Here is a 13989-nt window from a genome sequence, read left to right as displayed (position 1 = left end):
AAAAAATCAGGCCGTAAGTGACCAGCCCGGGTCGTCCCACGCGGTGTAGAAGTCTTCGCGGGACAGCGGCCGCAAGGACCACTTCTCCCGGTCGAGGGCCTGGTCTGTGAGCATTCCCTCCTCGTCCTCGAGCCGCTGCCACCAGTACCGCGTGACCTCGCCGTCCTCGCCCATGCCGAGCTGCCGGACGACGACCCACTCGCGCTCGTGCCAGACCGCTTCGTACAGCCAGTCGGTGCCGTGGTCGTCGGCCACCGCGCCGTACGTCCGCGGTGCGGTACCGCGGTCCAGGTCGCGGATCAGCTCGACGGTCGACCGGATCGCGGCGACGGTCTCGGCGGACCAGCCGCGGTTCGCGGCGAGCTCCGTGTAGTAGGCGTCGACGTCATCCGGGAAGCTGCTCATGCCGCCCGACCCTATCGGGCCGGACCTGCCGCCAGCGACCACGAGTCCGGCCCGCAGACCTGAAAAGATGCTGTGAATCACAACGTCCGAAGTACTGCGGTCAGGAGACTGCAGTACTTCGGACGTAGCGGATCAGATCTTGGTCATCCAGCCGTGGGGGTCGGCGACTCGGCCGTACTGGACGTCCAGCAAGGCGCTGCGGACGGCTGCGGTGACGGGACCGCCGTTGCCGTCGCCGATCTGGGACTCGCCGTCGTGCCACTTCAGCGAGGCGACTGGGGTGACGACCGCGGCCGTGCCGCAGGCGAACACCTCCTTGACCTTGCCGGAGGCGGCGCCCTCACGCCATTCGTCGACCGAGATCTTCCGCTCGGTGACGGTGTAGCCGAGGTCGGTGACCAGCTTCAGGATCGAGTCCCGGGTGACACCCTCGAGGATCGTGCCGGACAGCTCCGGCGTGACGACGGTGTTGTCGTCCAGGACGAAGTACAGGTTCATCCCGCCGAGCTCTTCGACCCACTTCTTCTCGACCGCGTCGAGGAAGGCGACCTGGTCGCAGCCCTGCTCGATCGCCTCGGCCTGCGCGAGCAGCGAGGAGGCGTAGTTACCGCCGGTCTTCGCCGCGCCGGTGCCGCCGGGGGCCGCGCGGGTGTACTCCTCGCTCAGCCAGATCCGGACCGGCTTCACGCCCTTGGCGAAGTACGACCCGGCCGGCGATGCGATCAGGCAGTACGTGACGTGACTGGACGGGCGGACGCCGAGGAACGGGTCGGACCCGAACATGAACGGCCGCAGGTACAGCGAGGTCTCACCACCGCCCGGCACCCAGGCCTTGTCGAGCTCCACCAGCTTGTACAGGGAGTCGAGGAAGATCTCGGTCGGCAGCTCCGGCAGCGCGAGGCGGTGCGCGGACCGCTGGAACCGGGTCGCGTTCGCCTCCGGGCGGAACAGGTGGATCGAGTCGTCGGGATGCCGGTAGGCCTTCATCCCTTCGAAAATGGTCTGGGCGTAGTGGAACACCGCGGTCGCGGGAGACAGCTCCAGCGGTCCGAAGGCGGTGATCCGCGCGTCGTGCCAGCCCTTCTCGGCCGTCCAGGTGGCGATCGCCATGTGGTCGGAGAAGTACTGCCCGAAACCTGGGTTCGCCAGGATCTGGGCGCGCTGGTCGTCGCTGGCCGGTTGGGTGTTCGGCTCAACTGAGAACTGCAGATCGGCGCTCATAGCCGCACCGTACCTCTTGGCCAAGTGGTCATGCGAGCACCCGCCTTTTCAGCCGGCCGCGCGCTTGGCGATCGCGTCGCCGACCTCGGAGGTACTGCGTACGGCGCCGGTGCGCTCCTCGATGTCGGCCTCGACGGCCGCCTCGATCGCGCGGGCCGCCTCGGTCAGGCCGAGGTGCTCGCAGAGCAGTGCCGCGGACAGGATCGCCGCGGTCGGGTCGGCCTTCTGCTGGCCGGCGATGTCCGGCGCGGAGCCGTGCACCGGCTCGAACATGCTCGGCGCGGTCCGGTCCGGGTTGATGTTGCCGCTCGCGGCCAGCCCGATCCCGCCGCTGATCGCGGCCGCCAGGTCGGTGATGATGTCGCCGAACAGGTTGTCGGTGACGATCACGTCGAACCGGCCCGGGTCGGTGACCAGGAAGATCGTCGCCGCGTCCACGTGCAGGTAGTCGACCGTGATGTCCGGGAAGTCGGCGGCGACCTTGTCGACGGTCCGCTTCCACAGGTGACCGGCGTACACCAGCACGTTGTTCTTGTGCACGAGGGTGAGCTTCTTGCGCGGCCGCGCCTGGGCCCGCGCGAACGCGTCCCGGACGACCCGCTCGACGCCGTACGCCGTGTTGACCGAGACCTCGGTGGCGATCTCGGCCGGCGTACCGGTCCGAAGCGCGCCGCCGTTGCCGACGTACGGACCCTCGGTGCCTTCCCGTACGACGACGAAGTCGACGTCGCCCGGGTCCGCCAGCGGCGAGCCGACGGACGGGTAGATCTTCGAGGGCCGCAGGTTCACGTAGTGGTCGAGGGTGAACCGGAGCTTCAGCAGCAGACCGCGCTCGAGCACGCCGGACGGGACACTCGGGTCACCGACCGCACCGAGGAGGATCGCGTCGTGCTTGCGGATCTCCTCCAGCTCGGCGTCCGGCAGCGTCTCACCGGTGGCGTGCCAGCGCTTCGCGCCGAGGTCGTACTCGGTCCGCTCGAACGTCACGCCGTGCTGCGCGGCTACCGCGTCGAGGACCTTCAGGGCCTCGGTGGTGACCTCGGGTCCGATCCCGTCGCCGGGAACGACGGCCAGCGTGAAGTTCTTCTTCTCGGTCACTTCTTGGGTTCTCCCCCATTGTCACGGCGGTTCATGGCCTCTTGGACAGCCTTGACCTCGTCGCTCGCCGGGCGCGCGGTACGGCGACGCCGGGTCGCCTTCCGCTCGCGGGCATCGATCGCGGGCCAGTTGGCTGGATACATGTCGTACATGCTGCTCCTCCCAAGGATGTCGTGGGCGGCAGGGCAGGCACGAATTTACTCGCACGTCCGACTAATTCGCCACTATGCGGGCAGCCTGTCCCGGAATGTGAGATAGCGGTGTGGGTACTGGACCGGACCTGTGCAACTCTCAACCGGTGAGTGCTCCTCCAGAACTGCCGCCGCTGGTATCGGCGGCCCTCAGCCTGTCCGGCCGGCGTGGATTCGTCAGCTCCACCAGGAACGAGACCGGCCGGCTGCTCGCCACTCTCGCGGCCTCGAAGACCGGCCTGCTCGGTGAGCTCGGGACCGGCTGCGGCGTCGGATCGGCGTGGTTGCGCAGCGGCGCTGGAGACGGGACGAACATCGTCACAGCGGAGAGCGATCCGCAACTGGCGCAGGTCGTCGCCGAACTCTTCGCGGCCGATGAGCGGATCGAGGTCGTCTCGGCCGACTGGACCGCGCTGATCGAGCGCGGTCCGTTCGCGCTCCTCTTCGTCGATGCCCGCGAGGCGAAGCTGTCCGCCCGCGACGTGATCGCGGACGTGGTCGAGCCCGGCGGCTTCGTCGTACTGGACGACTTCACGCCGTCCGCTGTCTGGCCGCCGATGTATGAGGGCCGGGTCGACACGCTGCGCCAGGAATGGCTGATGGACAAGCGTTTCACCACCGTCGAGGTGATGGTCGCCCCCGACGCCGCCGTACTGCTGGCCACTCGGCACTAAAACTGCTGTGCTGACTAAATGAAGCGGGCCCGGGCTATGGAGCCCGGACCCTTGTCAGCCGCCATGCGCCTGCGGGCGGCTGACCGCCTCCAGTAAATCAGTCGTTCGTGTTAATCAGGCTTCGAGGTCCACCGTGCGGGCGGTGTCGGCCTGGACCGCGGCGGCGATGTCGTCGAGAACCGCCGGGACGATCTTCGAGTCGACCGACAGAGCAACCAGCGCCTTGCCGCCCTTGCGGTCGCGGCTGACCTGCATGCCCGCGATGTTGACGTCGGCGTCGCCGAGGATGCGGCCGATCTGGCCGACCGCGCCCGGCCGGTCCTCGTAGGTCAGGAACGCGAGGTGCGCGGCCAGCTCGACCTCGACGTCGTACCCGTCGATCTCGACCAGCCGCTCCGACTGCCGTACGCCGACCAGCGTGCCGGACACCGACACCTGGCCGCCGTCGGCGAGCGTGCCGCGCAGGGTGATCAGGTTGCGGTGTTCCGGGCTGTCGTGGTCGGTGACGAGCCGGACCTCGAGGCCCCGCTCGGCCGCCAGCAGCGGCGCGTTCACGTACGAGACGTTGTCCTCGACAACATCCGCGAACACACCCTTGAGCGCGGCCAGCTCGAGCACCTTCACGTCGTACTGCGTGATCTCGCCGCGGACCTCGACGTCGAGCTGCTGCGCGACGCCGCCGGCCAGCGCGGTGAAGATCCGGCCCAGCTTCTCGGTCAGCGCGATCCCCGGCCGGACGTCCTCGGCGATCACGCCACCCTGGACGTTGACGGCGTCCGGGACCAGCTCACCCGACAGCGCGAGCCGGACCGACTTGGCGACCGCGATGCCGGCCTTCTCCTGCGCCTCGTCGGTGGACGCACCGAGGTGCGGGGTGACGACGACGTTCTCGAACTCGAACAGCGGCGAGTCGGTGCACGGCTCGGTCTTGAACACGTCCAGACCGGCGCCGGCCACCCGGCCCTCCTTGAGCGCGGAGTACAGCGCCTGCTCGTCGACGATGCCGCCGCGGGCCGCGTTCACGATGATGACCTCGGGCTTGACCTTGTGCAGCTGCTCGTCGCCGATCAGGCCGATCGTCTCCGGGGTCTTCGGCAGGTGCACGGAGATGAAGTCGCTGACGCTGAGCAGCTCGTCGAGCGAGGCGAGCCGGACGCCCATCTGCGCGGCCCGGCCGGCCTGCACGTAGGGGTCGTAGGCAACCACGTTCATGCCGAAGGCGGCCAGCCGCTGCGCGACCAGGACACCGATCTTGCCGAGGCCGACGATGCCGACGGTCTTCTCGAACAGCTCGACGCCGGAGTACTTGCTGCGCTTCCACTCGCCCTTCTTGAGCGACTCGTTCGCGGCCGGGACCCGGCGCGCGGACGCGAGCAGCAGCGCGACCGCCAGCTCGGCGGCGCTGACGATGTTGGAGGTCGGTGCGTTCACGACCATCACGCCGGCCTGGGTGGCGGCCTTCACGTCGACGTTGTCCAGGCCGACACCGGCCCGGGCGACGACCTTGAGCTTCTTCGCCGCGGCCAGCGCCTCGGCGTCGACCTTGGTGGCACTGCGGATCAGGATGGCGTCGACGTCGGCGATGGCGGGCAGCAGTTCGGCGCGGTCGGCGCCGTTCACGTGCCGGATCTCGAAGTCGGGGCCGAGGGCGTCGACGGTGGCCGGGCTGAGCTCTTCGGCGATCAGGACGACGGGCCGGGTTACGTCAGTCATGGAGGAATCTCCTGCAGAAGCGGTAGGGGCTCATGATTTTCAGAGCACCGCGCTGTGCCCGCTGCAGTCGATGGTACCGCGTCCGCCGTTCGGCCCGCGGACGGGACCCACGATCCGGTCACTCGCTGTCGCAGGCCACCGAGGGCGACATCGTGACGGCCGTGTCGATCAGCAGCTTCCCGCCGTCGCGGATCAGGTGGTAGCGGTAGTCCAGGTGGTTGCAGTTCCGGCCGTCGGCACCCGAGGCGGTCGGCGAGAAGAGGGCGTTGAACGCCATCCGCGCGTACGCACCACCCTCGCCGTCCGAGCTGACCTCGCTGATCTTCGGGGCGAAGAAGTACGTCGTCTGGTGGCTGGTCTGGTCCTTGGTCACGGTGTACTTCTTGGCCAGCTGCTTGGAGTAGAGCGCCTGCAGTGCCGGGAAGTCGCGCTTGTTCTCGAGAGTCAGGTAGTCGCCGAACAGCTTCTGGACCTCGCTCGCCAGCTGCGTGCGTGCGACCTGCAGCTCGGGGACGATTCCGCGTTGCGGGCCTTTGGACTGAACCGTGCAGCTGTCGGCGTTGTCGACGGTGAGTCCGATCGGCGTCAGCGCGGCGTACCCGCGCAGTGTGTCGAGCCCGACGATCGTGCTGGTCTGGACCGTGTCGCCGACGACCAGTCCATCCAGCCGCCCGGACCTGTCGACGATCGGGCTGCCGATCTTCTCCGCGTTCATCACCGCGCTCAGCGAGGTGGGCTCAGCCGTCGAACCGATCGGGTTGATGACCTGCTTGCCGGCCGCGGTGTAGCCGGCCAGCGCGCGCTCGGACTTCGGGTCGGGGTTCGCGGCGGCGAGCTGCAAAGGCGTGGCGTCGATCTCCCCGATCGGCTGCAGTACGGCGACACCGTCGGTACTCGTACCGAGCAGGTTGGCCCGCCGGATCCGGCCGTCCGGAAGGACCACCACAATCCCCAGCGGCTGCTCGACCACGGACGTCGCGGTCAGGATCCGGCCGCCGTCGATCAGTACGCCGGTCCCCTCGCCACTGCCCGCACACGTCGTGGCCAGGACGCGGACGACCGCCGGCTTGACCGACTGCAGGACCTGGTCGGTGTCGATCTTCAGGCTCCGCGCGCGGACGAACCAGCCCGCGCCGGCACCGGCTCCGACGATCACGAGCAGTACGAGGAACCCGGCCAGGATGCGACCGAAGATCCACGGCCCCCTGGGTGGCGGCGTCCCGCCGTTGGGACGGCGCGGAGCCTCCAGCTGGGTCAGCGTCCCGGCCCCCGCCGGAATCCGCCGAGGCGGCCGCGGCAGCGCATTCCTGCCGTCCTCCACCGCCGGTCACCTCCCCCAAAATCACCTGTCCGGACCTCAACCGTCACACATTGTGTCAAACGAAGGGGCCCGATCCATCCACCTGGATGGTCCGGGCCCCTTCGGGTTTGTTCGCGTCAGCGGGCCGCGGTGCCCTCGACGTAGTCCTCGTCGTGGGACTTGACCCACGCCATCAGGCCGCGCAGTTCCTTGCCCACGGCCTCGATCGGGTGCTCCTGGCTCTTCTTGCGGAACGCCGCGAACTCCGGTGCGCCGGCGTCCTGGTCGGCGATGAAGCGAGCCGCGAAGGTGCCGTCGGTGATGTCACCGAGGACCTCCTTCATCCGGGCCTTGACCGACGCGTCGATGATCCGCGGGCCGGACACGTAGTCGCCGTACTCCGCGGTGTCGGAAACCGACCAGCGCTGCTTGGCGATGCCGCCTTCGTAGATCAGGTCGACGATCAGCTTCACCTCGTGCAGGCACTCGAAGTACGCGACCTCGGGCTGGTAGCCGGCCTCGGTCAGCACCTCGAAGCCGGTCTGGATCAGCGCCGACACACCACCGCAGAGGACGGCCTGCTCACCGAACAGGTCGGTCTCGGTCTCCTCGGTGAAGGTGGTCTTGATCCCGCCGGCCCGCAGACCGCCGATGCCCTTGGCGTACGACAGCGCCAGGTCCCACGCCTTGCCGGTGGCGTCCTGCTCGACCGCTACCAGCACGGGTACGCCGCGACCCTCGGAGTACTCACGGCGTACCAGGTGTCCCGGGCCCTTCGGGGCAACCATGAACACGTCGACGCCGGCCGGCGGCTTGATGTAGCCGAACCGGATGTTGAAGCCGTGACCGAAGACCAGCGCGTCGCCGTCGACCAGGTTCGGCTCGATGGCCTCCTTGTAGAGCTGACGCTGGGCCGGGTCCGGCGCGAGGACGACGATCACGTCGGCCTCCTCGACCGCCTCGGCCGGGGTGAGCACCCGCAGGCCCTGGGCCTCGGCCTTGGCCCGGCTCTTCGAGCCCTCCGGCAGACCGACCCGGACGTCGACGCCGGAGTCGCGCAGCGAGAGCGCGTGGGCGTGGCCCTGGGAGCCGTAGCCGAGGACGGCCACGTGGCGGCCCTGGATCACCGACAGGTCGGCGTTGTCGTCATAGAACATTTCAGCTGCCACTTGCGGCACTTCTCCTTAGTGTTGATTCGGTACGACGGCGGATCGGCCCGGCGGCGGCGCCGGCACCGGGTGGTGCGGAGACACGGGCTGCGCGGATCCGGCGTGCTGGGCATGATCGACAGGGCGCGCCTGCACGTTAGGGGGTCCGGACTGGACGTGCGGCGGAGGCACCGGGACCGGCCGCAGCGTGCGGTCGGAGATGGAGCGGCTGCCCCGGCCGATCGCCACCATGCCGGACTGCACCAGCTCGCGGACGCCGAAGGGTTCCAGCACCCGGAGCATGGCTTCGAGTTTCTCGGGATTGCCGGTCGCCTCGATCGTGATCGCGTCCGGTGCCACGTCCACCACCTTCGCACGGAACAGCTGGACGGTCTCCAGCACCTGTCCGCGGGTCAGGGTGTCCGCCTTGACCTTCACCAGCAGCAGTTCGCGCTGAACCGTCTGGGTGGGTTCGAGTTCGACGATCTTGATCACGTTCACCAGCTTGTTCAGCTGCTTGGTGATCTGCTCCAAAGGCTGCTCGTCCACGCTGACCGCGATGGTCATCCGGGACACCTCGGGGTGCTCGGTCGGACCGACCGCGAGGGAATCGATGTTGAACCCGCGCCGCGAGATCAGCGCCGCGACCCGGGCCAGCACACCGTGCTTGTTCTCGACCAGGATGCTCAGCGTGTGCTTGGACATCAGAGCTCCTCCCCGTCCCACTTGGGGGCCATGTCGCGGGCGATCTGGATCTCGTCGTTGCTGACGCCGGCCGCGACCATCGGCCAGACCATCGCGTCGCGGTGGACGACGAAGTCGACCACGACCGGCTGGTCGGTGACCGACATCGCCTTGTCGATGGTGGCGTCGACCGAGTCCTTGTCGGAGCACCGCAGGCCCACGCCGCCCATCGCCTCGGCCAGCTTGGCGAAGTCCGGGATCCGGGCCGAGTGCAGGTCGGTGTTGGAGTAGCGCTTGTCGTAGAACAGCGTCTGCCACTGCCGGACCATGCCCAGCGACTGGTTGTTGATCACGGCAACCTTGATCGGGATGCCCTCGAGCGCACAGGTGACGAGCTCCTGGTTGGTCATCTGGAAGCAGCCGTCGCCGTCGATCGCCCACACGGTCTTGTCCGGCCGGGCGACCTTGGCCCCCATCGCGGCCGGCACGGCGTACCCCATGGTGCCGAGGCCGCCGGAGTTCAGCCAGTGGCGGGGCTTCTCGAACGGGAGGTAGTGCGCGGACCACATCTGGTGCTGGCCGACGCCCGCGGTGTAGATGGCGTCCGGTCCGGCGATCTGGCCGATTCGCTCGATCACGTACTGCGGGGACAGCGTGCCGTCCTCGGGGTCGTCGTACGCCACCGGGTACTTGGCCCGGACCGATTCGAGCTGATGGCGCCAGGCGTCGTACGACGGGGTGCGGCCGGTGCTCGCGATCTCGGTGCGGAGGGCGGCGATCAGGTCGGTGATGACCTCCTTGCAGTCGCCCACGATCGGCACGTCGGCGGCCCGGTTCTTGCCGATCTCGGCCGGGTCGATGTCGGCGTGGATGACCTTCGCGTCCGGCGCGAACGAGTCGAGCTTGCCGGTCACCCGGTCGTCGAACCGGGCGCCCAGGGTGATCAGCAGATCGGAGCGCTGCAGGGCGCCGACCGCGGACACCGACCCGTGCATACCGGGCATCCCGAAGTGCAGCGCGTGCGAGTCCGGCAGCGCACCGCGGGCCATCAGCGTGGTGACGACGGGGATACCGAGGAGCTCGGCCAGTTCCTTCAGCTCGGGACTGGCCTGGGCGCGGATCACGCCGCCGCCGACGTAGAGCACCGGCTTCTCGGCCGCGGCGATCAGGCGGGCCGCCTCACGCACCTGCTTGGGGTGCGGGCGGGTCACCGGCCGGTAGCCGGGCAGCGCGAGCTCGGTCGGCCAGTGGAAGTCGACGCCGGTGGTCTGCATCGCGTCCTTGGTCACGTCCACCAGGACCGGACCGGGGCGGCCGGTGGAGGCGATGTGGAACGCCTCCGCGATCGTGGTCGCGATGTCGGCCGGGTCGGTCACCAGGAAGTTGTGCTTGGTGATCGGCATCGTGATGCCGCGGATGTCCGCCTCCTGGAAGGCGTCCGTGCCGATCGCGGCGCCGGCCACCTGGCCGGTGATCGCCACCATCGGCACCGAGTCCATGTAGGCGTCGGCGATCGGCGTCACCAGGTTCGTCGCGCCGGGACCCGAGGTCGCCATACACACACCGGTCTTGCCGGACGCGGCGGCGTACCCCTGGGCGGCGTGACCGGCGCCCTGCTCGTGACGTACCAGGATGTGGCGGATCTGGGTCGAGTCGAGCATCGGGTCGTACGCCGGGAGGATCGCGCCACCCGGGATGCCGAAGACGGTGTCCACTCCGGCATGTTCCAGTGCGCGGATCAGAGCCTGTGCCCCGGTCAGCTGCTCACTCATGAGTGCCTTCCTTAGTCCTGTCACGTTTGGCTTGCGCGACCGATCCATCCTCGCTCGTGTTCGCTGTCCCTGCGCATCTGGGTCGCAGATAGTCGCATTGGCAACAAAAAACCCCCTCCGCCGGGTGGGCTGAAGGGGGCGCGCTCGACTCGGTGGTCGCGTCAGTCGGCGCGCCGCACAAGTACGAGGAGAATCGATCGCATGTAGGCAACATTCGCCGACCGACCGCGACCGGGTCAAGTTCGGCTCGCTCATATCTCACCTAGCGAGACGACTGTCTTTAGATACAGACGCCCTCGGCGTCGCGCGGGCCCCGTCGGCCTTCGGCAGTACGACGGCACCGTGCAGATCGATCCCCGCCCGGTCGCGCTCCGTCTGCAGCTCCGGCGGTAGGGCCTCGGGGCTGCGTACGCCGGGCGCCTGGCCGCGCAACCCGGGGGCGAGATCACCGATCAGATCCCGCGGATCGGCGATCAGCGTCGACGCCGCGCCACGTGACGGGACCGGTTCGGTCCGTGCCAGCTCGGTGGTGTGAGCCACCATCTCGGTCCAGGTCATCCGTCCCGCCACATGCTCGCGTCGCAGCTGCTCCAGCCGCTCGACGGTGAACGCCCGCTGCGGGAAGAGAGCGTTGCTCTGGCTGAGGGTGAATCGATCGTTGGCGAAGATCTCGCACTGGGACTCGAGGTACGGCACGGTCAGTTCGCGAGGCAGGTCGACATCCATGCCGTCGCTGAACGCCGGGACGGCGAGGGTCGCCCGGTTCCGTTCGAGCAACAGCCCGAGACCACGACGCAGTCCGCCCTGCAAGGCCAGGTCGGACTTGTCGGCGTCGCTCATCGCTGCACCCAGCGGCCGGTCGGCCGTCGACCTGGTGCCGATACCGTCCTGCGGCGTCGCTCCCACGACCTGGGTGTCCATGATCAGCTCGTCGACGGTGTCGTAGCCGGCTTGGGTGAACAACTCCGTCGGCTCGTAGCCATGCTCACGTTCATATGCACGCATCGCATCGTGGGCAGCGGCCACACTCAGTCGCTCGCGGTCCGGGCTCAGGTCGTAGGTCAGTGGGCGCAGCGGTGCGCCGGCGCGTTCCAGCTGGTGGCGCAGGATCGCCTGCTGTTCGTCGACCTCGATCAGGGCCGCCCGGTGCGGACTGCCGTCGTACGGACTGCCGACCTCCTGGACGTGGTCATGGTGGATTCCGGCAATCAGGGCGAAGGGCACCGCCTCGGGCGGCTCCGCCCCTGCCTCGACCAACCTGGCCGCACCACGCGCCGCCTGCCAGGCGACCCGGAGGTTGTGGGTCGCGTTGTGGTTGCCCCAGCCGTCGCGGAAGCGGTCGTCGACGCCGTACCGGCGTACCAGGTAGGCGAACTGAGCCCGGGCGATCGTGCTCGCTGCCTGTTGAACCTCGACCAGCTGCTCGGCGTCCATCGGCATACCTAAGCAGTCGGCCGGTTCAGATACAGACGGCGCCTTCGGACGCCGACCGGACCAGGCGGGTGTACTTGCCGAGGACGCCCTTGGTGATCGAGGGAGTCTTCGGGGTCCAGCCTTGTTTGCGGCGTTCGAGTTCGGCAGCGTCGATATGCAGGTCGAGGGTGCGGTTCTTCACGTCGAGGGTGATGCGGTCGCCGTCCTGGACGAAGGCGATCGGTCCGCCGTCGACGGCCTCTGGTGCGACGTGTCCGACGCAGAGTCCCGTCGTACCGCCGGAGAAGCGGCCGTCGGTCAGCAGCAGCACGTCCTTGCCGAGACCGGCGCCCTTGATCGCGCCGGTGACCGCGAGCATCTCGCGCATCCCGGGGCCGCCCTTCGGGCCTTCGTACCGGATCACGACGACGTCGCCGGGATTGAGGTCGGGTACGGCGTCCATCGCGGCGCGCTCGCCGTCGAAGACGCGGGCGGTTCCTTCGAAGACGTCCGAGTCGAAGCCGGCGCTCTTCACGACTGCGCCGTCCGGGGCGAGCGAGCCGTGCAGGATGGTGATGCCGCCGGTGTGGTGGATCGGCTTGTCGAGGGCGCGGATGATCGTGCCGTCGACGTCGGGCGGCGCGATGTCGGCCAGGTTCTCCGCCATCGTCCGGCCGGTGACGGTCAGGCAGTCGCCATGGAGCAGACCGGCGTCGAGCAGTGCGCGCATCACCACCGGGATACCGCCGACGTGGTCGACATCGGTCATCACGTACCGGCCGAACGGCTTCAGGTCACCGAGATGCGGGACCCGGTCCCCGACCCGATTGAAGTCGGCGAGGGTCAGGTCGACATCCGCTTCGCGTGCGATCGCGAGCAGATGGAGTACGGCGTTCGTCGAGCCGCCGAGCGCCATCACGACGGCGATCGCGTTCTCGAACGCTTCCTTGGTGAGGATCTGCCGAGCCGTGATCCCCTTCTGCAGCAGGCCAACCGCGGCCTCGCCGGACTTGCGCGCATAGCCGTCACGGCGACGGTCGACCGCCGGCGGGGCGGCCGATCCCGGCAACGACATCCCAAGCGCCTCGGCAGCGGCGGCCATGGTGTTGGCGGTGTACATGCCACCGCAGGCGCCTTCACCCGGGCAGATCGCGCGCTCGACCGCGTCGACCTCGTCCTGGGTGATCAGGCCGCGGAGGCACGCGCCGACGGCCTCGAAGGCGTCGATGATCGTGACGTCCTTGTCGCCGAGCTTGCCGGGCATGATCGAACCGGCGTACAGGAAGACCGAGGCGAGATCGAGCCGGGCCGCGGCCATCAGCATGCCGGGCAGGGACTTGTCGCAACCGGCCAGCAGCACCGAGCCGTCGAGCCGCTCGGCCTCCATCACAGTCTCGACCGAGTCGGCGATGATCTCCCGGCTGACGAGCGAGTAGTGCATGCCGACGTGACCCATCGAGATACCGTCGGAGACGCTGATCGTGCCGAACTCGAGCGGGTACCCGCCGGCCGCGTGCACGCCTTCCTTCACAGCCTTGGCGAGCCGGTCCAGCGACAGGTTGCACGGGGTGATCTCGTTCCAGCTCGAGGCCACGCCGACCTGCGGCTTCACCCAGTCGTCGTCCCCCATCCCGACCGCCCGCAGCATTCCCCGGCTGGCCGTCGCCTCCAGCCCGTCAGTGACCGTCCGGCTCCGCGGCTTCACATCGACCATGCGGGTCACTCTATGCCTTCGTAATTTAACGACGCTGTGATTGCTTTGTGTTGTTAGTTAATTACATACTGATTCCGCTAGCCGCCTGGGGGGATTTTGTCCCAATCCGAAACGGAGCAAGCTGATGCGCCCCACATTGCGACTCCTGTTGTCCGCTGTCGTCCTTTCCTTACTGGGCTCGCTGTCGCTGACCGCGGCGGCCGCTGATACCCGGACGAAGATCGTCAACGCCGCCAACGGCGAGATCGGGCAGGGCGAGACCCCACCCGGCAGCAACTGCAACCCGTACGGCGCCTGCGAGTCCTGGTGCGCGCACTTCGCCACCTGGACCTGGCGCAAGGCCGGGATCGACATCCCCAACTACGGCTTCACCGGCGACATCTACACCTGGGGTCAGCGCAAAGGCCGGGCTCATTCCGGCAACACCGGCATGAAGCCCGGCGACATCGTCCTCTACGGCACCGGCCCGCAGAACACCGGTACCAGCCTGCACACCGGCGTAGTGGTTGCTGCTGGCAACGGCAAGATCAGCACTGTGGAAGGCAATTCGCACGACAAGGTGCAGAAGCTCGGGCCGTTCGATCCGAAGCACGCGAAGAACGCCGGCCGGCCAGGCAACATCTACGGCTGGGTCTCGGCCCAGTAGGTCTTGAGCG

General features: G+C 68.5%; 13 protein-coding genes. 2 read left to right on the top strand and 11 right to left on the bottom strand.

The window, feature by feature from the left end:
* Positions 1–6 precede the first annotated feature (6 nt).
* From EV650_RS38990 to EV650_RS40595, 4 genes are all read right to left on the bottom strand, one after another.
* Complete coding sequence (locus EV650_RS38990) at positions 7–405, bottom strand: hypothetical protein (protein WP_134124262.1); 399 nt, start codon at positions 403–405, stop codon at positions 7–9.
* Positions 406–537: 132 nt separating this feature from the next.
* On the bottom strand, positions 538–1626 hold the full coding sequence (locus EV650_RS38985; protein WP_134124261.1) for a branched-chain amino acid aminotransferase: 1089 nt from the start codon (positions 1624–1626) through the stop codon (positions 538–540).
* Between the two features lie 48 nt (positions 1627–1674).
* The gene (locus EV650_RS38980) at positions 1675–2724 is read right to left on the bottom strand and encodes a 3-isopropylmalate dehydrogenase (protein ID WP_134124260.1); all 1050 of its coding nucleotides are present in this window, start codon (positions 2722–2724) and stop codon (positions 1675–1677) included.
* The gene (locus tag EV650_RS40595; RefSeq protein WP_166678429.1) at positions 2721–2876 is read right to left on the bottom strand and encodes a hypothetical protein; all 156 of its coding nucleotides are present in this window, start codon (positions 2874–2876) and stop codon (positions 2721–2723) included. The genes EV650_RS38980 and EV650_RS40595 overlap by 4 nt, the downstream gene beginning before the upstream one ends.
* A gap of 146 nt (positions 2877–3022) precedes the next feature.
* Between EV650_RS40595 and EV650_RS38975 the strand changes: the two genes are divergently transcribed.
* Positions 3023–3589, top strand: a complete 567-nt coding sequence (locus tag EV650_RS38975) for an O-methyltransferase (RefSeq protein ID WP_134124259.1) — start codon at positions 3023–3025, stop codon at positions 3587–3589.
* A gap of 114 nt (positions 3590–3703) precedes the next feature.
* Here EV650_RS38975 and serA read toward each other — a convergent pair whose 3' ends face one another.
* From serA to ilvD, 7 genes are all read right to left on the bottom strand, one after another.
* Positions 3704–5302, bottom strand: coding sequence for a phosphoglycerate dehydrogenase (gene serA, locus EV650_RS38970; protein ID WP_134124258.1), 1599 nt, complete (start codon positions 5300–5302; stop codon positions 3704–3706).
* Positions 5303–5420: 118 nt separating this feature from the next.
* Positions 5421–6623: a S1 family peptidase gene (locus EV650_RS38965; RefSeq protein ID WP_134124257.1), complete on the bottom strand. Its 1203-nt coding sequence runs from the start codon at positions 6621–6623 to the stop codon at positions 5421–5423.
* 116 nt (positions 6624–6739) lie between these two features.
* Positions 6740–7759, bottom strand: coding sequence for a ketol-acid reductoisomerase (ilvC, locus tag EV650_RS38960; protein ID WP_134124501.1), 1020 nt, complete (start codon positions 7757–7759; stop codon positions 6740–6742).
* 27 nt (positions 7760–7786) lie between these two features.
* The gene (gene ilvN, locus EV650_RS38955) at positions 7787–8455 is read right to left on the bottom strand and encodes an acetolactate synthase small subunit (RefSeq protein WP_134124256.1); all 669 of its coding nucleotides are present in this window, start codon (positions 8453–8455) and stop codon (positions 7787–7789) included.
* The gene (locus EV650_RS38950) at positions 8455–10206 is read right to left on the bottom strand and encodes an acetolactate synthase large subunit (RefSeq protein ID WP_238174761.1); all 1752 of its coding nucleotides are present in this window, start codon (positions 10204–10206) and stop codon (positions 8455–8457) included. The genes ilvN and EV650_RS38950 overlap by 1 nt, the downstream gene beginning before the upstream one ends.
* 258 nt (positions 10207–10464) lie before the next feature.
* Positions 10465–11640, bottom strand: coding sequence for a hypothetical protein (locus EV650_RS38945; RefSeq protein WP_134124254.1), 1176 nt, complete (start codon positions 11638–11640; stop codon positions 10465–10467).
* Between the two features lie 25 nt (positions 11641–11665).
* Positions 11666–13333 (bottom strand): dihydroxy-acid dehydratase, encoded by a 1668-nt coding sequence (ilvD, locus tag EV650_RS38940; RefSeq protein WP_134124253.1) that lies wholly within the window; start codon positions 13331–13333, stop codon positions 11666–11668.
* 124 nt (positions 13334–13457) lie between these two features.
* Between ilvD and EV650_RS38935 the strand changes: the two genes are divergently transcribed.
* Positions 13458–13979: a CHAP domain-containing protein gene (locus EV650_RS38935; protein WP_134124252.1), complete on the top strand. Its 522-nt coding sequence runs from the start codon at positions 13458–13460 to the stop codon at positions 13977–13979.
* Positions 13980–13989 lie beyond the last annotated feature (10 nt).

Origin of the sequence: Kribbella kalugense, from assembly GCF_004365875.1 — a bacterium.
GTDB lineage: Bacteria > Actinomycetota > Actinomycetes > Propionibacteriales > Kribbellaceae > Kribbella > Kribbella kalugense.
Note: the sequence above shows the minus strand (reverse complement) of the source record. Positions and strands in the feature narration are given on the sequence as shown.